Here is a 20,437-nt window from a genome sequence, read left to right as displayed (position 1 = left end):
TCCTCCGCCGCCCGTTCCGTGTTAGGATGGGCGGCGGAGGATTTCCATGGGCACGGTCGACGCACGGAACGACGAAAAGCTGCAACGCCTGCTGGACCGGATCGTCCCGGCCCTGGAGCCGGAAGCCGTCTACCTGTTCGGCAGCCGGGCGCGCGGCGATTTCGATGAGGACAGCGATTACGATCTGCTGGTGATCGTTCCGGACGATGCGCCGAAGGAACGGCGGTCGATGGCCACCGCTTTCGAGGCCAGCCGGCAATCCCGGGTTCCGGCTGACATCATTCCCTGCTCCCGCACCGGATTCGAACGCTACAAGGACTCGGTGGGAACGCTCTATTACGAGGCGAACCACCACGGGGTGCAGGTCTATGGTCGATAGGGTGGTCGCCGCCTGGCTGGCGGTGGTGGACGAGGACATCCGCGCGATCCGCGCCTGCCTCGTCGGCTCGGCGGTCAAATCGGCGGCCTACCATTGCCAACAGGCGGCGGAGAAGCTGGTCAAGGCGGTTCTGGTCTCGCTCGGCCGCCATCCGCGCAAGCAACACACATCGTCGCGTTGTTGGACGATGTGCCGCCGGACCACCCATTGCGTGCGACCTTGCTGCCGTTGGAGCGTTTCACCATCTTCGCCGCGGCCTTCCGTTATCCGAGCATGGATGTTTTCGACAGCCCGCCGGATGAGCCCGATCCCGCCGATGTGTCCCGTTGGCTGGCTGAAATCGAACAGGTCCGGGCAACGGTTTCCGCTTTTCTGGAAGCAAGGGCATAGACGATGGCCGCCATCGACGCAGAACATGACGAAAAGCTGCAAATCCTGTTGGACCGGATCGTGCCGGCCCTGGAGCCGGAAGCCGTCTACCTGTTCGGCAGCCGTGCCCGCGGCGATTTCGATGAGGACAGCGACTACGACCTGCTGGTGATCGTGCCGGACGACGCGCCGAAGGAGCGGCGGTCGATTCACTACGCGTATGCGTCGAAGATTGGTACTGGCATTCCGGCCGACATCATTCCCTGCACGCGCACCAATTACGAGGCGTCCAAGGACGTCGTCGGCACGTTGAGCTACAAGGCCAAGCATGAAGGAGTACGGGTCTATGGGGTCTAGAGTTGGACCGGACGCATGACTGGAAACGGTCTGTGTCTGCCTGTGCACCAGCCTGACATCTCGGTTCGTTCCCGATCCCATCCTCACGTCCGTAACGGATCTCGTCCATGACCCCCACCACCCCCCTGCCCCTGCACCGCGAGACCGTCCGCCCGGAGTGGATCGACTACAACGGGCACATGAACGTTGCCTATTACCTGCTGGCCTTCGACCATGCGACGGACGCCGTGCTCGACCGGTTCGGGATCGGCAAGGCCTATGTGGCGGCGGAGAACCGGTCGGTCTTCGTCGTCGATGCCCACCTGACCTACGCCCGCGAGGTGACGGAGGGAACGCCGCTGCGCTTCGAGTCGCTCCTGCTCGGCACCGATCCCAAGCGCCTGCACCTGTTCCACGAGATGCGGCATGCGGAGGAAGGCTGGCTGGCGGCGACGGCGGAGTTCATGCTGCTGCATGTCGACCTCGGCACCCGCAAGACCAGCCCATTCCCGCCGGCCGTCGCCGCGGCACTGACTGAACAGGCGACGGCCCACGCCGCACATCCCCGGCCACCGCAGGCCGGACGGGCGGTGGCCCGGCTGGATGGGGCTTTGACCGACCGGTAGCGTCCGGGTGGTTGAGTTGACGGTTGCTGCCCCCATCTATCGAAGAATGAAGACCGCATCCGTCCAGCCGATCCGCTCGCCTATCCGTTCCGGCATTCTCTTCGCCGCAGCCGCCGTCCTGGCCGTGCTTTCCGCCGCGCCGGCGCTGGCCGATTGCACGGAGGCGGCGCAGCCGAAGGTCAACTGGCGCCGCTGCTCGCTGGAGGGGCAGACGCTGACCGGTGTCGACCTCAGCGGCGCCATGCTGCGCGATGCGACCTTTCAGCGCGCCACGTTGGGGGAGGCGAAGCTGACCGATGCCGACGGTTATCGCGCCAAATTCATCAGCGCCACCGCCCCCGGCGCGGTATTCGACAAGGCGCGGCTGATCGAGGCGGACTTCACCCGCGCCGACCTGACCGGCGCCAGTTTCCGCGAGGCCGACCTGCGCAACGCAAAGATGGTGGGCGCATCGCTGGCGCGGGCCGATCTGACCGGAGCCAGATTGTCCGGCACCGACCTGCGCCATGCCGACCTGTCGGGCGCCCGCTGGACCGACGGCACGCACATCTGCGCGGAAAGTTCGGTCGGTCAGTGCAACTAATCGGATGAGGCGCAACCAAACCGTTCGCAGCATCTCGTCGCGCTTCCAAGAACCTTCTTGCCGTAAGGGCTTGCGCCGCGTACCGTTCGAAACCGAATGATTTTTGAACGGACGGCAGTCGTGGCAACCGCGGAGGATTTCGAGCGTTCCAGCGGCCTCGCCGCAAAGGCCATGGAGCGGATGCTGTCCGACGGGCTGGCGCCGATCCCGGAGAATTTCACGCTCTGGTACGTCTATTTCAGCGGCAACAACCCCGATCTGACCCGCGCCGTCGATCTGGCGCGGCGGGACGGGCTGGCCGTTTCGCAGACCCTGTGCGACGAGCTGTACAAGCGCTTCTTCACCACGGATGCGGAAGCGCAGGCGATCCGCGAGACCTCCGACAAGGCGCGTTTCGCGCTGGGCCGCATCCTGGAACAGCTGGGCAATGTCGGGTCGGAGACGGAGCGCTACGGCAACGCCCTGTCCGGTTTCCGGGAAGAGCTGGACCAGCCGATCAGCCTGCCGGAACTGCGCGCCATGATCGCCGCCATCGCCGCGGAAACCAGGGAGATCGTCGACCGCCAGGCCGCCCTGCAATCCCAGCTTCAGGAATCGAGCCAGCAGCTGGCGGAGATGCGGGTCAGCCTGGACAGCGCCCGGCGCGAGGCGCTGACCGACGGGCTGACCGGCATCGGCAACCGCAAGGCCTTCGACCAGATGCTGCAGGAGGCGATGGAGTCCTCGGTGCGCGACGAACAGCCGCTGTCGCTGCTGATGGTCGACATCGACCATTTCAAGGCCTTCAACGACACCCACGGCCATCTGGTCGGCGACCATGTGCTGAAGCTGGTCGCCCGCATGCTGACCGAATGCATCAAGGGCCGCGACACCGCCGCCCGCTATGGCGGCGAGGAGTTCGCGATCATCCTGCCGCGCACCAGCCTGGAAAACGCCATCAAGCTGGCGGATCAGGTGCGGACCTTCGTCGGCGGCCGCCAGATCGTGAACAAGGCGCGCAACGCCAATTACGGCACCGTCGCCCTGTCGGTCGGCGTCGCCCAGTTCCGCCCCGGCGAACAGGCCATGTCTCTGGTCCGCCGTGCCGATCAGGCGCTCTATTCCGCCAAGCGCGGCGGCCGCAACCGCGTGTCGGTCGAGGCGGGCTGAGCCGCCCCGCCCGACAGCCGCCCCACCCGACAGCCGCCCCGCCCGACAGCCGGTCAGCCGGCCAGCCTCCGCCGCACCTCCTCGGTCCCGCGCAGCAGTTCCGCCACCAACTCCCCCGCCGCGCGCCGCCGCGCCAGCCCCAGCCCCTGGCCGGCCCACAGCGACAGGAACTCCGGCCGGCCGGCCTTGCCGGCGGCGGTGCGCAGCGGCCTGGTCAGCGTGTTCTGCAAGGGGAAGGGCAGCACCGCGTCGGGCGCGTCCGGGTCCTCCACCGCCTCCATGAAGCGGTTGACGATGCCGCGCGCCGGCCGGCCGGAGAAGGCGCGGGTGATGCGGGTCTGGTCCTCCCGCGCGGCCAGGATGGCGGCCTTGTGCGCCTCCGGAATGCCGGCCTCCTCGGTGGGCAGGAAGACGGTGCCCATCTGCACCGCCGTCGCGCCCAACGCCAGCGCCGCGGCGATGCCGCGCCCGTCCATGATTCCGCCCGACGCGATCACCGGCACGCTCACCGCGTCCGCCACCTGCGGTACCAGCGCCATCGTGCCGACCAGATTGGCCCCGCGATCTTTCCAGGCATCGCCGAGGAAGCTGCCGCGATGGCCGCCGGCCTCGCCGCCCTGGGCGATCACCGCATCGACGCCGGCCTGCTCCAGAGCCACCGCTTCCGCCACCGTGGTCGCGGTGCCCAGCACCCGGATGCCGCGCGCCTTGGCCGCGGCGACGCTGTCGGCCGGCGGCAGCCCGAAGGTGACGCTGTAGAAGGCCGCTCCGCTGTCCAGCACCGCCGCCATCTGCCGGTCGAACGCATCGCCGGCGTAAGCGGGTTCCTCCGCCTCCGGCAACCCAAGCTCGGCGTGGAAACCTGCCACGCGGGCCATCGCCTCGGCCATCATCGGCGCCGGTCCGGGCGCGGGCGTCGGCGCGAACAGGTTGATGCCGAAGGGCAGGGCGGTGCGGTCGCGGATGTCGCGCGCCCGTTCGGTGATCTGCGCCGGGGTGAGGTAGGCGGCGCCGACGAAGCCCAGCCCGCCGGCTTCATTGACCGCCGCCACCAGCGCGGCGGTATCGCCGCCCCCGGCCATCGGCGCCTGGATCACCGGCGACCGCAGCCCCAGCCGTTCAAGGGATTCCGTGTGAGAGGGCATCTCCGCCTCCGTCGCTTCGACAAGTGAGGCGATGCTACGCCCTGGCGTCCTTCACGACCAATGACTTGTTCTGAAGGGGTCGTTCACTTGGAGTGAAGGGAGAGGGCGACGGTGCTTCATGCTTCGACAGCGATTTTGAACTGCTCCACTTCGTCTTTGATCCAGGCTCTGACCGCGCAGACCTTCGGGTGGTCGCGCTGCCCCATCGGGTAGACGAGGTCGTATCCGTGCTCGACGTCCAGTCGGGCTTCCGGGAAAAGGGCGACAAGGCGGCCCGCGGCAATGTCCTCCGAGACGAGAACACTTCGGCCGAGCGCCACACCTTCCCCTCGGATCGCCGCCTCGATCGACATGCTTCCATGACTGTAGCCTGGGCCCCGTGCGGCAGGGGTCGGAATCCCCATCATTCCGAACCATTGATGCCAATCGGCCCTCATCCCGTTCTCATGGATGAGGCGAGCTGACGCGATGTCTTTGGCGGTTCGAAGACCGCCCATCCGCTCACGGTACCCGGGCGAGCAGACGGGGCTGACGGTCTCGTTCATGATCCGCTCCGACTCCGCATTGGGATAGCGCCCATTCCCATACCGCATTGCCACGTCGGTCTGCGACTTCGCGAAATCAATCTCGACATCGGTCACTTCAAGCTGAACGTCATAAGTGGGGTAACGGTCCATCAACCGATGCAGACGCGGGGTTAGCCACTTGCTCGCAAACGAGACGCCGGAACTCACAACGAGCCGCGCGGTCTCGTTTCTGCGACGGATGCTTTCCGTCTCTCGGGAGAGTTCCGACAGAAGGCGTGTGACGACGGCGAAGAACGCCGCACCTTCCGCGCTGAATTCAATTCTGCGGGTCATCCGTCGGAAGAGTTGGACACCGAGATGCTCCTCCAACGCCTTGATCTGCCGGCTGACCGCACCGTGCGTAACATGCAGTTCTTCAGCCGCCAGCGTCATGCTCAATCTCCGCCCGGTCGCCTCGAAGGCACGCAGCGTTTGCAGCGGTGGAAGTCGATTCGTCATGGCGGGCCTATGTGTGCGATTTCCTCACGCATGCTGTGACGACAAATGGTTTGTCTGCAAGGCCGACAGAACTTTAGATGTGCTCAAAACAAGAGCATACCGATGGACTGCGACACGCCATGAGCCAGATCGCCAACGAAACCGCATCTCTTTCGCCGGTCGCCGTCTCACGTCCCGTCTCGCTTGGGAATTTCGGGGCGATGCTGCTCCTTGCCCTGGTGTGGGGTTTGTCGATCCCGGTCACGAAGCTCGGTCTGATTACGATGCCGCCCCTGACCCTGACGGCGATCCGGTTTGCTGTCGCGATTCCTTTCATGATGCTCCTGCTCATCGGGAAAGAGCCTCTGCCGTGGAAGGCTCTCCCAGCGGTCGCCAGTCTTGGCGTGCTTGGCATCGGTGTGGGGCAGGTGGCGCAGACATTCGGGGTGGCCGGAACTTCGGCCTCTATCGGCACGATACTGTCTGCGACCATTCCGCTGTTCATCGTGTTGTTTGCGATGATCCGGCTCAAGCAGGCGGTCTCAATTTCACAGATTGTTGGTGTGGTGGCCGCCTTCGCAGGAATCGTCGTCGTGGCTTCGGAAAACGCAGGCGATGCGGGAGTTGCCGGAACAACCGCTCTCGGGCCGATCTGGATGCTGGTATCGGCGCTGGCGGTCGCCTTCTACTATGTTTGGAGCGTCGAGCTTACGAACAGATATGGCACCGTGGTGGTGGCGACTTGGAGCACGGTTTTCGGATTCTTGGCGCTGGTGCCATGGGCGGGCTGGGAGGCCGGTCACACGTCCTTCGAACTGACAGGCCAGGCATTGGGAGCGGCTGCATACCTTGGCCTCGCTGTGACGGCGGCCGGTCTTTTCCTGTGGCTGCGTATCCTGCGTGACGTGCCCGCCTCCATTGCGGCTAGTGTGCAGTACCTCCAGCCCGTGTTCGGTATTGCCGCCTCTGCGATCATGTTCGGAGACAGGATCGGACCCCGGTTCCTGGCGGGTGTTGCTCTTATCCTGGCAGGGCTTGCGATGGCGCTTCGGGTGCGCAGCCCGAAGCAGGGCGATGCTTCGTAATGGGTCAAAAGCGGCGGGCCGGCGCGATGACCGGCCCACAGCGGGAGTGCGGCAGGGGGCGTGATGCCGCCCGCTGTCAGCTGCGCAGCCCCGGCGCCTCCTGCCCGGTGCGCTCCACATATTCGGTGTAGCCGCCGCCATACTGGTGGATCCCCTCCGGCGTCAGTTCCAGCACGCGGTTGGACAATGCTGCCAGGAAATGGCGGTCGTGCGACACGAACAGCATCGTGCCCTCATAGGCCGCCAGCGCCTGGATCAGCATCTGCTTGGTATCGAGGTCCAGGTGGTTGGTCGGCTCGTCCAGCACCAGGAAGTTGGGCGGGTTGAACAGCATGATCGCCATCACCAGACGGGCCTTCTCGCCGCCCGACAGCACGCGGCACTTCTTCTCCACATCGTCGCCGGAAAAGCCGAAACAGCCGGCCAGCGCCCGCAGCGATCCCTGGCTGGCCTGCGGGAAATGCGCCTCCAGCGCTTCGAAGATGGTCTGGTCGCCGTCCAGCAGTTCCATCGCGTGCTGCGAGAAATAGCCCATCTTGACGCTGCCGCCGACGGTGACGGTGCCGCTGTCGGGTTCGGCCGCGCCGGCGATCAGCTTCAACAGGGTCGATTTGCCGGCGCCGTTGACGCCCATCACGCACCAGCGCTCCTTGCGACGGATGGTCAGGTCCAGCCCCTCATAGATGGCGCGGCTGCCATAGCCCTTGTGGACGTTCTTCAGGACCGCCACGTCGTCGCCGGAGCGCGGGGCAGGCGGGAAGTCGAAGGTCACCACCTGGCGGCGCTTGGGCGGCTCGAAGCGTTCGATCTTGTCCAGCTTCTTCACCCGGCTCTGCACCTGTGAGGCGTGCGAGGCGCGGGCCTTGAAGCGTTCGATGAACTTCAGTTCCTTGGCCAGCATCGCCTGCTGGCGCTCGAACTGCGCCTCCTGCTGCTTTTCCTTCAGTGCCCGCTGCTTCTCATAGAAGCTGTAGTCGCCGGAATAGCTGGTCAGCGTTCCGCCATCGATCTCGATGATCTTGGTGACGATGCGGTTCATGAACTCGCGGTCGTGCGAGGTCATCAGCAGCGCGCCCTCATAGCCCTTCAGGAAGCCTTCCAGCCAGATCAGGCTTTCGATGTCCAGATGGTTGCTCGGCTCGTCGAGCAGCATGGCGTCGGGGCGCATCAGCAGGATGCGGGCCAGCGCCACGCGCATCTTCCAGCCGCCCGACAGGCCGCCGACATCGCCGTCCATCATCTCCTGGCTGAAGCTGAGGCCGGCCAGCACCTCGCGCGCCTTGCCCTCCAGCTCATAGCCGCCCAGCTCGTCGAAGCGAGCCTGCACCTCGCCGTAGCGTTCGATGATGGCGTCCATCTCGTCGGCGCGATCAGGGTCGGCCATGGCGGCTTCCAGCTCCGCCAGTTCGGCGGCGACGACGCTGACCGGCCCGGCGCCGTCCATCACCTCCGCCACGGCGGAGCGGCCGGACATCTCGCCGACATCCTGGTTGAAATAGCCGATGCTGACCTGCTTCTCGATCGCCACCTGACCGCCGTCCGGCTGTTCCTCGCCGGTGATCATGCGGAACAGGGTCGTCTTGCCGGCGCCATTCGGACCGACCAGCCCGATCTTCTCACCCCGGTTGAGCGCCGCGGAGGCCTCCAGGAACAGGATGCGGTGGCCGTTCTGCTTGCTGACGTTATCGAAGCGGATCATGGGCGACAGGGGTCCTTGGAGGCATGGTGCTTGGGGGCGTGATGGCGGCCCCTTATGCCACAGGATGCGTGCCGCGACAGAGTCCTGATCGCAGCGGTGCTCCCGCTACCGTCCCATCTCCTCTGCCGATGCCGGGAAGCCGTCGATGTGCTCCAACCCTTTCATTTCCGCGGGTGCATGAAAATCTGGCGATCGAGCATTCATGACGCCTGATCATTCGGCCCATGTGGACAAACCGTTTCCGTTCATACCGCTGCACCGCTAATCCTGGATCGACCACCGCGTCGGCCCGGTCCGCCGCCGCATCGCCCGAGGAGTCCCATGTCGCAAGCCGAAGTCACCCCCCGGAGCGAATCTGCGTCCGCGGTTTCCCAGGCGCATGAGCTTGGCAACATCGCCCGGCTGGTGATCGCGCAGGCGCTTGCCGGTGCCAACGCGATCGTCGTCTATGCGACCGGCGCCATCGTCGGCAACACGCTGGGCCCCAACCCGGCGCTGGCGACCCTGCCGATCTCCATCTTCGTGGTCGGCATGGCAATCTGCACCCTGCCGGCCGGGACCATCGCCCGCCGCTTCGGCCGGCGCGCCGCCTTCCTGGCGGGGACCGGATGCGGCGTGCTGGTCGGGCTGCTGTCGGCGCTGGCCATCCTGTTCGGATCGTTCTGGCTGTTCTGCGCGGCGATGATTCCCGGCGGGGCCTATGCCGCGGTGGTGCTCTCCTTCCGCTTCGCCGCCGCCGACTGCACCTCGGTGGAGCGCCGGCCGCGCGCCATGTCCGCCGTGATGGCCGGGGGCGTGGTCGCCGGCGTGGTCGGGCCGCAGCTGGTCACCCACACCATGAACCTGTGGCCGCCCCACCTGTTCGCTGCGACCTATGTCGCGCAGGCCGCCGTCGCCGCGCTGTCGGCGCTCGTCCTGATGGGCGTCCGCCTGCCCAAGCCGACCGCGGCGGAGGTCGCCGGCGGCCGTCCGCTGGGCGCCATCCTGCGCCAGCCCCGCTTCATCACCGCGGTGATCTGCGGCGTGGTGTCCTACCTGCTGATGAACTTCCTGATGACCGCCGCCCCGCTGGCGATGCGGCTGTGCGGCCTGCCGCAGGAGTCGGCCAACCTCGGCCTGCAATGGCACGTCATCGCCATGTACGCCCCCAGCTTCTTCACCGGGCGGCTGATCAGCCGCTTCGGCTCCCCGCGGATGGTCGCCGTCGGGCTGGCGCTGATCGCCGCCGCCTCGGCCGTCGGGCTGGCGGGGCAGGACGTGGCCCATTTCTGGATCAGCCTGATCCTGCTGGGGGTGGGGTGGAACTTCGGCTTCCTCGGCGCCTCGGCCCTGGTGCTGGACTGCCACCGACCGGAGGAGAAGACCCGGGTCCAGTCGGTGAACGATTTCCTCGTCTTCGGCACGATGGCCTTCGGCTCCTTCGCCTCGGGCAGCCTGCTGACGAGTTACGGCTGGGACACCGTCCTGCGCATCTCCTTCGTGCCGCTGGCGCTGGCGACCGCGGCACTGATCGTCACGGCGATGTATCGTCAGGAGCGGAAGACGGCCTGAAAACGGCTTCGGGCGCGGTCTTTCCCCCGCGCCCGAACCCTCACCCTATGATGGCCGACCCTCAGATCACATAGGTCAGCTCTTTCTCCGACTTCAGGCTGTTCTTGCCCAAGGTCTCATCCACATAGTCCAGCAGCTGGGCCAACGCCTCGCTGCGGCTCAGCGTGTCGGTGTCGATCACCAGTTCGGGCTGGTCCGGCGCCTCGTAGGGAGCCGAGATGCCGGTGAACTCGGCGATCTCGCCGGCGCGCGCCTTCTTGTAGAGGCCCTTGGGGTCACGCTCCTCGCAGGTGGCGAGGTCGGCCGCCACATACACCTCGTGGAAGCGTTCGCCGCCGATCACCCGCGCCCGCGCCCGATCGGACTTCAGCGGCGAGATCAGCGAGGCGATCACCACCATACCGGCATCGGCGAACAGCTTCGCCGTCTCGGCCACCCGACGGATGTTCTCCGCCCGGTCGTCGGCGGAGAAGCCCAGCCCGGCGTTCAGCCCGTTGCGGACATTATCGCCGTCCAGCACGAAGGTCTGCCAGCCGCGGTCGAACAGCGCGCGTTCCAGCGCCATCGCCAGCGTCGACTTGCCGGCGCCCGACAGGCCGGTCAGCCAGACGATGCCGCCTTGGTGGCCGTTGGCCTGGGACCGCTCCTCCAGCGAGACGGTGTGCGACACCTCGGTGATGTTGGCCGCCGCGGCGTCCTCGATCTCCACCACCAGGCAGCCGCCGACCACGTCGTTGCCGTCGATCAGCGCGCCGCGGCCGGTGCGCGGCAGGTCCGACGCCAGATCGAGCGCGATGGGCGAGCGGGAACGCAGCACCACCTCGGCCACCTCGTTGCGGCGGACCGCCTTGCCGGGGGTGCTGGACAGATCCTCCACGTCGATGACTGCCGTCACCTGCTCCACCGTCACCCGGTGCTCGCCGGTGGCGATCTTCAGCGTGTAGGTCTTGCCGACCACCAGCGGGTCCGACACCAGCCAGAACAGCCGAACGCTCAGCCGGTGCGCCAGAGTCGGGGCGTCGGCCTGATGGTGGGCGATGTGGCCGCGCTCGGCGAAGATGCGCTTGTCCAGCGTGATGCCGATGCTCTGCCCGGCCTGGGCCGACAGCACCGTCTCCGGATGGTTCCACGCCTCGATGCTGACGACCTTGGCGCTGGCACCGGTCGGCGAGAAGTGCAGGGTGTCGCCGACGCGCAGCCGCCCGCTTTCGATGCGGCCGGCCAGGATGCGGCGGTCGTCCGGCTTGTAGACATCCTGCAACGGGAACCGCAGCGGCTGGTCGGGCGAGGTCTGCTGCGGACGGAAGGCGTCCAACTGCTCGATCACCGTCGGCCCCAGATACCAGTCCGACTGCTCGCTGCGGCTGACGATGTTGTCGCCGTTCCGGGCGGAGACCGGGATCACCGCCTTGGGCTGCAGGCCCAGCTCGGCCAGATAGTCCTTGATCTCCTGTGCCACCACCTCATAGCGGCGGCTGGAGAACTCGACCTTGTCCATCTTGTTGACGACCACCGCCACCTGACGCACGCCCAGCAGGTGCAGCAGGAAGGCATGGCGGCGCGACTGCTCCAGCGCGCCCTCGTCGGCGTCGATCACCAGCAGCGCGGCGTCGGCCTGGGACGCGCCCGTCACCATGTTCTTCAGGAACTCGGTGTGGCCCGGCGCGTCGATGATGACGTAGGGGCGCTGCTTCGTCTTGAAGTGGATCTGGGTGGTGTCGATGGTGATGCCCTGGTCACGCTCGGCCTGGAGGGCGTCCATGACGAAGGCCCACTCGAACGGCATGCCGCGCTTGCGGCTCATCTCGCGGACCTGATCCACCTTGCCGTCGGGCAGGCTGCCGGTGTCGTTCAGCAGGCGGCCGATCAGCGTGGACTTGCCATGGTCGACATGACCGACGATGACGATGCGAAGTTGAGAATGCGGCATCTTACATGTACCCCACGCTGCGCAGGCGCTCGAAGCTGTCTTCGGATTCGTTGTCCATCGCGCGGCCGGCGCGTTCCGGCACGCGGGTCACCTGAAGCTCGGCGATGATCTCGTCGATGGTCGAGGCGTTGCTGTCGACCGGGAAGGTGATGTTCTTCTCGCCCAGCGAGCGATAGCGCTTGCCGTCCTTGGCGAAATACAGCGGGACGATGGGAATCCCCTCGCGCTGCGAATAGCGCCAGATGTCCAGCTCGGTCCAGGCCAGCAGCGGGTGGATGCGGACATGGACGCCTTCGGGAAAGCGGGTCTTGTAATGGTCCCAGAATTCCGCCGGCTGGTCCTTCACGTCCCAATCGCCTTCCAGCGAGCGCGGCGAGAACACGCGCTCCTTGGCGCGGGTCGCCTGCTCGTCGCGGCGGATGCCGACCATGACGCCCTGGTACGCATGGTCGCGCAGCAGGTTCTTCAGACCTTCCGTCTTGCGCGCGGCGGCGCGGGTCAGCGGCGGCAGGGTCTGGTCCATCTCCTCCTCGGGCGGGCATTGCTCCACCTTCAGGTCGAGGTCCCATTCCTTGGTGATGCGGTCGCGGAACTCGTAGACCTCCGGCAACTCCATGGCGGTGTCGAGCTGCACGACGGGGAAGGGGATGCGGCCGAAGAACGCCTTGCGGCAGAGCCAGAGCAGCGCGTTGCTGTCCTTGCCGATCGACCAGAGCATCGCCAGCTTGTCGATGCGGTTGTAGGCCTCGCGCAGAATATAGATGCTCTGGTTTTCGAGCTGGTCGAGATCGGCGCTCATCGGGCGATTCCAATCATGGTGGTGTGTATGCCGCATTCGGTCTTGGCGCTGCCGGCCCAACGGCCGGAGCGCGGGTCGGCACCGGGCGCCACTCGCTCGGTGCAGGTGTAACAGCCGATCGACAGGAACCCGTCGGCCTCCAGCGGGTGGCGCGGCAGGTCGCGCCGGGTGAACTCTTCCTCCAGCCGGTCCTTGTCCCAGTTGGCCAGCGGGTTGACCTTGACGCGGCCATTCTCCGCCTCGAACAGGGGCAGGGCGGCGCGGGTCGCCGACTGGAACCGCTTGCGCCCCGTCACCCAGGCCTCCAGCCCGGCCGTGGCGAGAGCGCGGTCCAGCGGCACCGTCTTGCGCAGGTGGCAGCAGGCGTCGTAATCGCGGTTGAACAGCAGGCCGTCCTTGTCGCCGGCGGCGAGATCGTCGGCGGTCGGCCCGATCTCGCGCACATCCGTCAGGCCCAGCCGCTTCACCAGCTGGTCGCGGTAGCGCAGCGTCTCGCCGAACAGCTTGCCGGTATTCACAAACAGAACCGGGAAATCCGGCGTCGCCTCGGCGGCGAGCGCCAGCAGCACCGCGGATTCGGCGCCGAAGGACGACAGCAGCGCGATCCGCCCGCCGAACACCTCGTGCATGGTGGCCAGCAGGGGCGCGCCTTCCAGCGTGCCGTAGCTGTCGGTCAGATGCTTCACCCGTGTTTCCGCGTCCATCATCGGCTGCCTTTCGCGGTGGCCCATAAAATCTACTTCATGAGTAGATAATCAGTTTGCGTTTGCACATTATCACCGGCGGAAAACCCGTGCAACGTAAATACATTCTCTACTTGTTTAATAGGCTTGTGCTGCGCTGCAGGTGCTTGTGTGAAATATGTTGATTGTCGTGCGGCGGCTGGGCTAAATACCGCCATGCACAGCATCACCCTTATAGGCGTCGCGATCCGCTGCTCCGTTCCGTCGAATCCGGCGGGGCTGCGATGATTCCGCTGGCGCTCGACCCGGCGCGGGTGGTGATCGCGCTGGCCGGAAACGGCCCGCTCGCGGTGCGTCGTCTGACCCAGCTGCGCGAGGGCGGGGCGGACCCGCAGGTCTTTTCACCGGAACCGGATGGGGAATTTGCCGCACTGGCGGGCGACCGTCTGGTGCGGGCTCTGCCCGTTGCCGCCGATTTGGACAAGGTCGGCGTGCTGTATGTCATGGGACTGGGGACGGAGACCGAGACGGCGCTGGCGGAACTGGCGCGACAGCGCCGGGTGCTGGTGAATGTCGAGGACGTCATCCCCTTGTGTGATTTCCACTCGCCCTCCGTGGTGCGGCGTGGCGATCTGGTGATGACCATCTCCACCGGCGGCCGCAGCCCGACTCTCGCCAGCCTGCTGCGCCAGCGGCTGGAGGCGCTGTTCCCGGAGGAGTGGGCGGAGCGTCTGCGTATCATCGCCGATTTCCGCAACCGCCGCCGGGCGGAGGGGGCGTCGATGCCCGAGGTCGCCCGCGAGACTCGCGCGCTGATCGACCGGGAGGGTTGGCTGCCATGACCGGTACGCCGGCCGCCCCGCCGAATTCACTGCCGGACCATCGTCGGTTCGGGTAAGACACCACCGCTTTAGAGAACGACCAGCCAGGAGAGCCAGATGTCGGCCAAGGATCGATCGAAGGAAGGGTCGATGAAAGCCATCACCGCCAACCGCCTGCGCGACGGGGAAGTCGTGTTCCTGGGCGAGGGCGGCCGGTGGGTCGAATCCTTCGCCGAGGCCGCGCTGTTCCCGCGCGCCGAGGCCGACGCCGTGCTGGCCCCCGCCAAGGAGAAGGCGGAGCGCGAGCAGTTCGCCGTCGACATCTACACCTTCGAGGTGGAGCAGCAGGACGGCGTTCCGGTCCCGGCGACGATGCGCGAGCGCATCCGCATCGCCGGCCCGACCGTCCGCCTGGATCTCGGCAAGCAATCTCTCGGCAAGCAGGCCGCCTGAGTTAACGCCAGATTTAATAAACGCTGGCCGTTCCGGCGGCCCTGAGGGCTTATCGACATGAACCACATCGCGCCCGGCGCCCGTGCCGGCATCTATCATTACGACGAAATCGACCGGCAGTTCGTCGCCGAGCGCGTCGAGCAGTTCCGCAAACAGGTCGACCGCCGCTTGTCGGGCGAGCTGTCGGAAGAGGAGTTCAAGCCGATCCGGCTGATGAACGGCCTCTATCTCCAGCTTCACGCCTACATGCTGCGCATCGCCGTGCCCTATGGCGTGATGTCGGCCACCCAGCTGCGCAAGCTGTCGGCCATCGGGCGCAAGTACGACCGCGGCTACGGCCATTTCACCACCCGCCAGAACCTGCAATACAACTGGATCAGGCTGGAGGACACCCCGGCGATCCTGAACGAACTGGCCGACGTGGACATGCACGCGCTGCAGACCAGCGGCAACTGCGTGCGCAACGTCACCACCGACCCCTTCGTCGGCGCTGCGCGCGACGAGGTGGTGGACGGCCGCGTCTATGCCGAGATCCTGCGGCAGTGGACGACGATGCACCCGGAGTTCACCTATCTGCCGCGCAAGTTCAAGATCGCCATCTCCGGCGCCGAGAGCGACCGCGCGGCGGTGCGCATCCACGACGTCGGTCTGGTGGCGCGCCGCAACGACAAGGGGGAGGCCGGCTTCTCCTTCTATGTCGGCGGCGGTCTCGGCCGCTCGCCCTTCGTTGGCAAGCTGGTGCGCGAGTGGGTGGCCCAGGAGGATTTCGTCGCCTACCTGGAAGCGATCCTGCGCGTCTACAACCAGTATGGCCGCCGCGACAACATCTATAAGGCCCGTATCAAGATCCTTGTCCACGAGCTGGGGCTGGAGAAGTTCACCCAGGAGGTGGAGGAGGAGTTCGCCCGTCTGCGCGGCCCCAAATACCGCCTGGACCCGGAGATCGTCGAGTCGATCCGCAAGCATTTCGCCCCGCCGCCGTTCGAGGAACTGCCCGACCACTCCGAAGCGCTGGAGCGCGCCCGTGCGGCCGACCCGGCCTTCGCCAACTGGCTGGCGGTCAATGTCGCGGAGCACAAGGCGCCCGGCTATGCCATCGCCACCATCTCGCTGAAGCCGGCCGGTGGCATCCCCGGCGACGCCACCTGCGACCAGATGGACCTCGTCGCCGATCTGGCCGAGCGTCACAGCTTCGGCGAGCTGCGCGTCACCCATGTCCAGAACCTCGTCCTGGCGCATATGAAGAAGGACGAGCTGTACGATCTGTGGAAGCAGCTGGACGCCGCCGGTCTTGGCAGCGCCAATGCCGGGCTAATCGGCGACATCATCGCCTGCCCGGGGCTGGATTACTGCGCGCTGGCCAATGCTCGCTCGATCCCGCTGGCGCAGGCGATCTCGGCCCGCTTCGCCGATCCGGTACGCCAGCGCACCATCGGTGAACTCGGCATCAAGATCAGCGGCTGCATCAACGCCTGCGGCCATCACCATGTCGGCGCCATCGGCATCCTCGGCGTCGACAAGAAGGGCACCGAGTATTACCAGATCACCGTCGGCGGCGACCCGACGCTGACCACGGCCATCGGCGACATCCTCGGCCCGGCGGTGACGGAGACCGAAGCGGTGGACGCCATCGAGGCGATCGTCGACGTCTATCTCGCCAACCGGTCGGACGAGAGCGAGCGCTTCATCGACACGCTCAAGCGCGTCGGCCATGCCCCGTTCAAGGAGAGAATCTATGCCGCTGATTGAGAATGGGCGCATCGGCGAGGATGCCTGGAGCTTCATCCCCGACGGGGAGCCGGTGCCGAACGACCGCCCGGTGATCATCAGCTTCGAGCGCTGGCAGGCGGAGCGTGACAGCTTCGAGGGCCGCAACGCCCGGCTGGGCGTGCGTCTGAAGAGCGGCACGCTGGCGGGCGCCATTGCCGCCGACCTCGACCGCTTCTCCCTGGTGGCGGTGGAGTTCCCCAAGTTCCGCGACGGCCGCGGCTTCTCGACCGCGCGCGAGCTGCGGGAGCGCTACGGCTACACCGGTGAGATCCGCGCGGTCGGCCATGTCATCCCCGACCAGTATCTCTATCTGGTCCGCACCGGCTTCACCTCGGTCGAGGCGCCGGAAGGCACCAACCCGGACAGCTGGGCCAACGCCCTGACCGAGGTCACCGTCGCCTTCCAGCCAAGCCTGGACGACACCGCGCCGCTGTCTCTGCTGCGCCGCAAGCTGAAGGTGGGGTAGGGCGGTCCGGCATAGGGCCGGCATAGGGATGCCTGCAAGGCGCCGTCTCCCGGGACGGCGCCTTTTTCATGTCCGACCGACGGCGAACGGATTTCCGCAATGCGTGAGGTCTGGTGAGGCTTGTCGCGTTTGCGTTGCTCTGATTGTGCCGATACCCTCCAACCCGTGCATGGCTCGATCGTCCGCGCCGGACCCGCAAGCGGCCGGCCGACGGCGAACGGAGCCGGGAACAGGGAAGACAGAGGGGCTTCATGGATATCGCGTTCTGGAACATTCAGCGCGCCTCGTCCTGGGGTACGTCGGACGCCGCCGCCCGCTATGGCCTGATGGCCGCCTGGGTCGACGAGATGGCGAAGCGCTTCGACCTCATCGTTCTGGCGGAGGTGACGCAGAACGGTCCGGCGCTGGTGAAGGAGATGAAATCGACCAACATGTGGTGCCAGTTCGTGCCGGTGGCCAACAAGAAGGGAGGCGTCAGCCCCTGTTCCTTCATGGTCCTGTCCAAGGGCGTGAAGGTGGAGGCCATGGCGGTCGGCGACGGCAAGCGCCCGCTGATCTTCATCGATACCGGCGACATCCTGGTCGGCGCCTGCCACACCATCGCCACGCAGGGAGAGCCGTCCAAGGAGGAGATCCTGGACATGCTGGCCCATCTCGGCGGCACCGCGTCCACCCACAAGCGCAGGGGCGCGATCCTGCTGGGCGACATGAACTATGCCGTCGACAAGTGGAGTGTGTTCGATTCGGCCTACACCAAAGGCTGGACCCTCCGCGTGCCCTGCAAGGCCTCGAACGCGGCGCAGGCGCTGTCGAAAACCCATCGGCTGGGGCGTGTGATCGATTATGCCTGGCTCGCCGGCATCGACGGCTATGCCCGCGCGGCATCGGCGACCCATGACTGGGCGGACTGGGACGTCATCGACCACACGCCGATCGGATTCCGCGTCGCCTGATCCAGGACGGGGAGCCTGAAACGTCGCCCCCGAAACGTCGAAGGCCCCGGATGGGCGTCCGGGGCCTTCGACGTGGATCTCCGTGTCGGATAGCGCTCACCAGTGGCGCAGCGGGCCGACGTCGACATGGACGAAGTTGCTGTCGGGGTAATAGCCGACACCGCCGCCGCGCAGGCTCAGCGCCGCCCGCTGCAGATGCCGGGTGGCCATGTTCGGCACCCGCAGGTCGATGGCCATGCCGCGCATGTGGAAGCTGTTCTGGGCGACGCCGCTGTGGTCGGCCTCGCGCAGCATCGCGTTGGTCTCCGGCGAGCGGTAGCCGGAGACGATCTCGATTGGGCCGCGGCGGCCGAGCTTGCGGCTCAGCGCATGGACCAGATCCAGCAGCTTCGGGTCGATGGCGTGCACCGAGTTGTTGCGGTGGTCGCGCAGCAGATGGTTGACCGCGCGCATCGCGTCGCGCACGTAGCGGCCCCTCGACCAGTATTCGGCGTTGAGCTTCTCGCCGGTGTGCAGGTTCACCAGGGACAGCACCCGCGGCGGGGCGCGCAGGGCGGCGGCCTCCGCCTCTTCGCTGCTGAACAGGGTTCCCCCGGCTGATGCCGCCGCCGCCAGCCCCAGGCCGGCGCGCAGAAGATGGCGGCGATCGAGATGGCAGCGATCAGGATGATGGCGTTCGGTGGCGTGGCTCTCGCCAGCGCTCGGGCGTGCGGTCATGATCGACCGGGCGTCCGCATCCTTCATCATTCTTCCTTCATATCCCGTTTTTCCGCTCCGGCACCCGGGATCCGTCCTCTGGAGCCCATCGTTCCGGTTACGGCCAAAGTCACACCCTGGCTAAGGTCAAGGCGCGCTGCGGTGCGTTATTCCGAAAGGTGGGACACTTTTAGGATGCCCGTGGCCTTTTCTGTCAAGAAACCATTGCTTAACCGATGCCGGTTTTTCGGTGACTCCAGGGTTTCCGCCGACTCGCCCGCCCGCCGTCCCAGCAGCCGAGTCGAAGCTGTTCGCGACTCGTTCGCAGGTGGTTCGATTACAGAACCGTAACGTGCGCGACTCGGGACCAATGCCGTATCATCACCGGCAGAAACAGGGAGGGGCCTATTGCCGCGCCTAGGCCAAGCGTCTGTTTTCCATATCCGTCCCGCCGGACCCTGACGCCGCATCGGCGAGGAGCCATAGCGGCGGGCGGCCGAAGCGCATCCCCCGAAAGGGAGTGCGCAAAAGGGGGATTCATTCAGCCTTCGGTAAGGAATGAATCGCATGATTGTCGCGATGTAACCATTTTCACGGCGACAACTTGTCCGTGCCAACCACCTCACCGACCGCCTCGACCGTGTCCTTCTTCCGGCCCGACCAACTGGCCGAGGTGCTGGATCGGCATGCCCGCTGGATCAAGGGCCAGCCGGGCGGTGCCCGTGCCAACCTCGCCATGGCCGACCTGGAGGGTGCGGACCTGTCGCAGCGTGACCTGCGCGGCGCACGTCTGGTCGGTGCGCGGTTGGCGCGCGGGCGGCTGAACGGCACCAATCTGGCCGGCGCAGACCTGTTCGGCGTCGATCTGCGCGATGCGGACATCAGCCGCGCCAACCTGATGCAGACCGATCTGCGCGGCGCGCGGCTGCGCGCGGCCGACTTCTCCAATGCCAACCTGAAGGGCGCCGACCTGCGCGCCGGCACGCTGGAACCGGGCGGCACCGCGCGGCGCGGCGCCGGCCCCGATGCGCAGGACGCCGAAAGCGCCCGCCAGATCCACAAGGCGGCCCTGGCCCGCCTGCAGAACGGCCTGACAGCGGAAGGCGGCATTCCCACCGACCTGACCGGCGCGGTGCTGCGCGGCGCCAATCTGGCGGACGCCGACCTCAGCGGCGCGGTGCTGCAGAACGCCGACCTGTCGGGGGCGGTGCTGAACGGGGCGGACCTGACGGGGGCGCGGCTGAACGGCGCCAACCTGTCGGGCGCGGCGCTGGACGGCACCCGCTTCGACAAGGCCGACATGGTCGGCACGCGGATGGCCGACTGCGACCTGTCCTCCACCCGGATCGCCACCGCGCAGATGACCCGCCCCATCGACAGCATGGGGTCGGAGATCCAGCGCGCCATCTTCGACCATGAACGCTGGATCGACAGCTTCGGCCAGCGCGGCCAGAGGGCCGACCTCGACGGCACCGACCTCAGCCGCGCCGACCTGCGCAACGTCAATCTCAGCGCCGCAAGCCTGCGCGGGGCGAACCTGTCGGCGGCGGCGCTGACCGGCGCCCGGCTGATGATGACCGACCTGTCCGGCGCCAATCTGGAGGGCGCCAACCTGATGGGCGCCGACCTGTCGGGCGCCAACCTCAGCTATGCCGTGCTGACCGGCGCCGACCTGACGCGGGTTCGGCTGGGTCCGGCGGCGATCAAGGATCCCTCGGGCCGCCCCACCGGCCGCTCCTGGGCCGCCAACCTGATGGGGGCCGACCTGCGCGGCGCCCTGATGGTCGGCACCTGTCTGGTGCAGGCCAACCTGTCCGACGCGAACCTCGACAGCGCCGACATGGACGGCGCCGACCTTGCCGGCGCCAAGCTGCAGCGCGCGATGCTTCCCGGACGCCCGCCCCGCCGGGGTTGAGGCACTCCCTCAACGGCAGCCTGTC

21 protein-coding genes are annotated in these 20,437 nt (G+C 66.8%); 14 read left to right on the top strand and 7 right to left on the bottom strand.

The genetic code is table 11. The features are described 5' to 3' along the window. The first annotated feature begins 46 nt into the window (after positions 1 to 46). The 6 genes from TSH20_RS26515 to TSH20_RS26490 all read left to right on the top strand — a co-directional run bounded on the left by TSH20_RS26515 (position 47) and on the right by TSH20_RS26490 (position 3,442). A complete protein-coding gene (locus tag TSH20_RS26515; RefSeq protein ID WP_085088676.1) occupies positions 47 to 379 on the top strand; it encodes a nucleotidyltransferase domain-containing protein in 333 nt (110 codons plus the stop codon). Positions 380 to 586: 207 nt separating this feature from the next. Next, positions 587 to 769: a hypothetical protein gene (locus tag TSH20_RS35375; RefSeq protein WP_199232445.1), complete on the top strand. Its 183-nt coding sequence runs from the start codon at positions 587 to 589 to the stop codon at positions 767 to 769. Positions 770 to 772: 3 nt separating this feature from the next. After that, complete coding sequence (locus tag TSH20_RS26505; protein WP_109155506.1) at positions 773 to 1,105, top strand: nucleotidyltransferase domain-containing protein; 333 nt, start codon at positions 773 to 775, stop codon at positions 1,103 to 1,105. Between the two features lie 107 nt (positions 1,106 to 1,212). After that, the gene (locus TSH20_RS26500; protein WP_109155505.1) at positions 1,213 to 1,710 is read left to right on the top strand and encodes a thioesterase family protein; all 498 of its coding nucleotides are present in this window, start codon (positions 1,213 to 1,215) and stop codon (positions 1,708 to 1,710) included. 46 nt (positions 1,711 to 1,756) lie between these two features. After that, a complete protein-coding gene (locus tag TSH20_RS26495) occupies positions 1,757 to 2,293 on the top strand; it encodes a pentapeptide repeat-containing protein (protein ID WP_109155504.1) in 537 nt (178 codons plus the stop codon). A gap of 120 nt (positions 2,294 to 2,413) precedes the next feature. Then, positions 2,414 to 3,442 carry a GGDEF domain-containing protein gene (locus tag TSH20_RS26490; protein WP_109155525.1) on the top strand — a complete coding sequence of 343 codons (1,029 nt, stop codon included), beginning with the start codon at positions 2,414 to 2,416 and terminating at the stop codon, positions 3,440 to 3,442. 53 nt (positions 3,443 to 3,495) lie between these two features. Here the strand turns inward: TSH20_RS26490 and TSH20_RS26485 are convergent, their stop codons facing one another. Both TSH20_RS26485 and gcvA read right to left on the bottom strand, forming a co-directional pair. Beyond that, positions 3,496 to 4,587 (bottom strand): nitronate monooxygenase, encoded by a 1,092-nt coding sequence (locus tag TSH20_RS26485; RefSeq protein WP_109155503.1) that lies wholly within the window; start codon positions 4,585 to 4,587, stop codon positions 3,496 to 3,498. 116 nt (positions 4,588 to 4,703) lie between these two features. Beyond that, the gene (gcvA, locus tag TSH20_RS26480; protein WP_109155502.1) at positions 4,704 to 5,612 is read right to left on the bottom strand and encodes a transcriptional regulator GcvA; all 909 of its coding nucleotides are present in this window, start codon (positions 5,610 to 5,612) and stop codon (positions 4,704 to 4,706) included. Positions 5,613 to 5,731: 119 nt separating this feature from the next. Between gcvA and TSH20_RS26475 the strand changes: the two genes are divergently transcribed. Next, entirely contained in the window at positions 5,732 to 6,676 is a 945-nt protein-coding gene (locus TSH20_RS26475) for a DMT family transporter (protein ID WP_199231851.1), read from the top strand. A 76-nt stretch (positions 6,677 to 6,752) separates the two neighbouring features. Here TSH20_RS26475 and TSH20_RS26470 read toward each other — a convergent pair whose 3' ends face one another. Continuing rightward, on the bottom strand, positions 6,753 to 8,375 hold the full coding sequence (locus tag TSH20_RS26470; protein ID WP_109155501.1) for an ABC-F family ATP-binding cassette domain-containing protein: 1,623 nt from the start codon (positions 8,373 to 8,375) through the stop codon (positions 6,753 to 6,755). 321 nt (positions 8,376 to 8,696) lie between these two features. Here TSH20_RS26470 and TSH20_RS26465 point away from each other — a divergent pair, with 321 nt between their 5' ends. Beyond that, the gene (locus TSH20_RS26465) at positions 8,697 to 9,926 is read left to right on the top strand and encodes an MFS transporter (RefSeq protein ID WP_109155500.1); all 1,230 of its coding nucleotides are present in this window, start codon (positions 8,697 to 8,699) and stop codon (positions 9,924 to 9,926) included. 61 nt (positions 9,927 to 9,987) lie between these two features. On the opposite strand, the gene cysC is transcribed toward TSH20_RS26465, so the two are convergent. Genes cysC through TSH20_RS26450 form a run of 3 tightly spaced genes read right to left on the bottom strand, consistent with a single transcriptional unit; the run spans position 9,988 to position 13,359 of the window. Then, the gene (cysC, locus tag TSH20_RS26460; RefSeq protein WP_109155499.1) at positions 9,988 to 11,856 is read right to left on the bottom strand and encodes an adenylyl-sulfate kinase; all 1,869 of its coding nucleotides are present in this window, start codon (positions 11,854 to 11,856) and stop codon (positions 9,988 to 9,990) included. 1 nt (position 11,857) lies between these two features. Continuing rightward, positions 11,858 to 12,655, bottom strand: a complete 798-nt coding sequence (gene cysD / locus TSH20_RS26455) for a sulfate adenylyltransferase subunit CysD (protein ID WP_085088709.1) — start codon at positions 12,653 to 12,655, stop codon at positions 11,858 to 11,860. After that, positions 12,652 to 13,359 (bottom strand): phosphoadenylyl-sulfate reductase, encoded by a 708-nt coding sequence (locus TSH20_RS26450; protein ID WP_109155523.1) that lies wholly within the window; start codon positions 13,357 to 13,359, stop codon positions 12,652 to 12,654. The genes cysD and TSH20_RS26450 overlap by 4 nt, the downstream gene beginning before the upstream one ends. A gap of 263 nt (positions 13,360 to 13,622) precedes the next feature. On the opposite strand from TSH20_RS26450, the gene TSH20_RS26445 reads away from it, so the two are divergent. The 5 genes from TSH20_RS26445 (at position 13,623) to TSH20_RS26425 (ending at position 17,801) form a co-directional block, all read left to right on the top strand. Further along, positions 13,623 to 14,180 carry an NAD(P)-dependent oxidoreductase gene (locus TSH20_RS26445; RefSeq protein WP_109155498.1) on the top strand — a complete coding sequence of 186 codons (558 nt, stop codon included), beginning with the start codon at positions 13,623 to 13,625 and terminating at the stop codon, positions 14,178 to 14,180. Between the two features lie 129 nt (positions 14,181 to 14,309). Next, positions 14,310 to 14,612 (top strand): DUF2849 domain-containing protein, encoded by a 303-nt coding sequence (locus tag TSH20_RS35865; RefSeq protein WP_109155522.1) that lies wholly within the window; start codon positions 14,310 to 14,312, stop codon positions 14,610 to 14,612. Positions 14,613 to 14,669: 57 nt separating this feature from the next. Continuing rightward, positions 14,670 to 16,361, top strand: a complete 1,692-nt coding sequence (locus tag TSH20_RS26435; RefSeq protein ID WP_109155497.1) for a nitrite/sulfite reductase — start codon at positions 14,670 to 14,672, stop codon at positions 16,359 to 16,361. Continuing rightward, on the top strand, positions 16,348 to 16,848 hold the full coding sequence (locus TSH20_RS26430) for a DUF934 domain-containing protein (RefSeq protein ID WP_109155496.1): 501 nt from the start codon (positions 16,348 to 16,350) through the stop codon (positions 16,846 to 16,848). Before TSH20_RS26435 ends, TSH20_RS26430 begins: the two co-directional genes overlap by 14 nt. A 251-nt stretch (positions 16,849 to 17,099) precedes the next feature. Continuing rightward, positions 17,100 to 17,801, top strand: a complete 702-nt coding sequence (locus TSH20_RS26425) for an endonuclease/exonuclease/phosphatase family protein (protein ID WP_109155495.1) — start codon at positions 17,100 to 17,102, stop codon at positions 17,799 to 17,801. Positions 17,802 to 17,897: 96 nt separating this feature from the next. On the opposite strand, the gene TSH20_RS26420 is transcribed toward TSH20_RS26425, so the two are convergent. Beyond that, the gene (locus TSH20_RS26420; RefSeq protein WP_247871097.1) at positions 17,898 to 18,548 is read right to left on the bottom strand and encodes a DUF882 domain-containing protein; all 651 of its coding nucleotides are present in this window, start codon (positions 18,546 to 18,548) and stop codon (positions 17,898 to 17,900) included. A gap of 559 nt (positions 18,549 to 19,107) precedes the next feature. Between TSH20_RS26420 and TSH20_RS26415 the strand changes: the two genes are divergently transcribed. Next, entirely contained in the window at positions 19,108 to 20,412 is a 1,305-nt protein-coding gene (locus TSH20_RS26415) for a pentapeptide repeat-containing protein (RefSeq protein WP_109153254.1), read from the top strand. Positions 20,413 to 20,437 lie beyond the last annotated feature (25 nt).

The sequence above is a fragment of the Azospirillum sp. TSH20 genome, assembly GCF_003115935.1.
Lineage (GTDB): Bacteria > Pseudomonadota > Alphaproteobacteria > Azospirillales > Azospirillaceae > Azospirillum.
Note: the sequence above shows the minus strand (reverse complement) of the source record. Positions and strands in the feature narration are given on the sequence as shown.

What these genes read in the sequence shown, in the direction of transcription:
- TSH20_RS26515 (WP_085088676.1), top strand. Translation starts at nt 47, where the DNA reads ATGGGCACGGTCGACGCACGGAACGACGAAAAGCTGCAACGCCTGCTG.
- TSH20_RS26505 (WP_109155506.1), top strand. Translation starts at nt 773, where the DNA reads ATGGCCGCCATCGACGCAGAACATGACGAAAAGCTGCAAATCCTGTTG.
- TSH20_RS26500 (WP_109155505.1), top strand. Translation starts at nt 1,213, where the DNA reads ATGACCCCCACCACCCCCCTGCCCCTGCACCGCGAGACCGTCCGCCCG.
- TSH20_RS26495 (WP_109155504.1), top strand. Translation starts at nt 1,757, where the DNA reads ATGAAGACCGCATCCGTCCAGCCGATCCGCTCGCCTATCCGTTCCGGC.
- TSH20_RS26485 (WP_109155503.1), bottom strand. Translation starts at nt 4,587, where the DNA reads ATGCCCTCTCACACGGAATCCCTTGAACGGCTGGGGCTGCGGTCGCCG.
- gcvA (WP_109155502.1), bottom strand. Translation starts at nt 5,612, where the DNA reads ATGACGAATCGACTTCCACCGCTGCAAACGCTGCGTGCCTTCGAGGCG.
- TSH20_RS26475 (WP_199231851.1), top strand. Translation starts at nt 5,732, where the DNA reads ATGAGCCAGATCGCCAACGAAACCGCATCTCTTTCGCCGGTCGCCGTC.
- TSH20_RS26470 (WP_109155501.1), bottom strand. Translation starts at nt 8,375, where the DNA reads ATGATCCGCTTCGATAACGTCAGCAAGCAGAACGGCCACCGCATCCTG.
- TSH20_RS26465 (WP_109155500.1), top strand. Translation starts at nt 8,697, where the DNA reads ATGTCGCAAGCCGAAGTCACCCCCCGGAGCGAATCTGCGTCCGCGGTT.
- cysC (WP_109155499.1), bottom strand. Translation starts at nt 11,856, where the DNA reads ATGCCGCATTCTCAACTTCGCATCGTCATCGTCGGTCATGTCGACCAT.
- cysD (WP_085088709.1), bottom strand. Translation starts at nt 12,655, where the DNA reads ATGAGCGCCGATCTCGACCAGCTCGAAAACCAGAGCATCTATATTCTG.
- TSH20_RS26450 (WP_109155523.1), bottom strand. Translation starts at nt 13,359, where the DNA reads ATGGACGCGGAAACACGGGTGAAGCATCTGACCGACAGCTACGGCACG.
- TSH20_RS26445 (WP_109155498.1), top strand. Translation starts at nt 13,623, where the DNA reads ATGATTCCGCTGGCGCTCGACCCGGCGCGGGTGGTGATCGCGCTGGCC.
- TSH20_RS35865 (WP_109155522.1), top strand. Translation starts at nt 14,310, where the DNA reads ATGAAAGCCATCACCGCCAACCGCCTGCGCGACGGGGAAGTCGTGTTC.
- TSH20_RS26435 (WP_109155497.1), top strand. Translation starts at nt 14,670, where the DNA reads ATGAACCACATCGCGCCCGGCGCCCGTGCCGGCATCTATCATTACGAC.
- TSH20_RS26430 (WP_109155496.1), top strand. Translation starts at nt 16,348, where the DNA reads ATGCCGCTGATTGAGAATGGGCGCATCGGCGAGGATGCCTGGAGCTTC.
- TSH20_RS26425 (WP_109155495.1), top strand. Translation starts at nt 17,100, where the DNA reads ATGGATATCGCGTTCTGGAACATTCAGCGCGCCTCGTCCTGGGGTACG.
- TSH20_RS26420 (WP_247871097.1), bottom strand. Translation starts at nt 18,548, where the DNA reads ATGATGAAGGATGCGGACGCCCGGTCGATCATGACCGCACGCCCGAGC.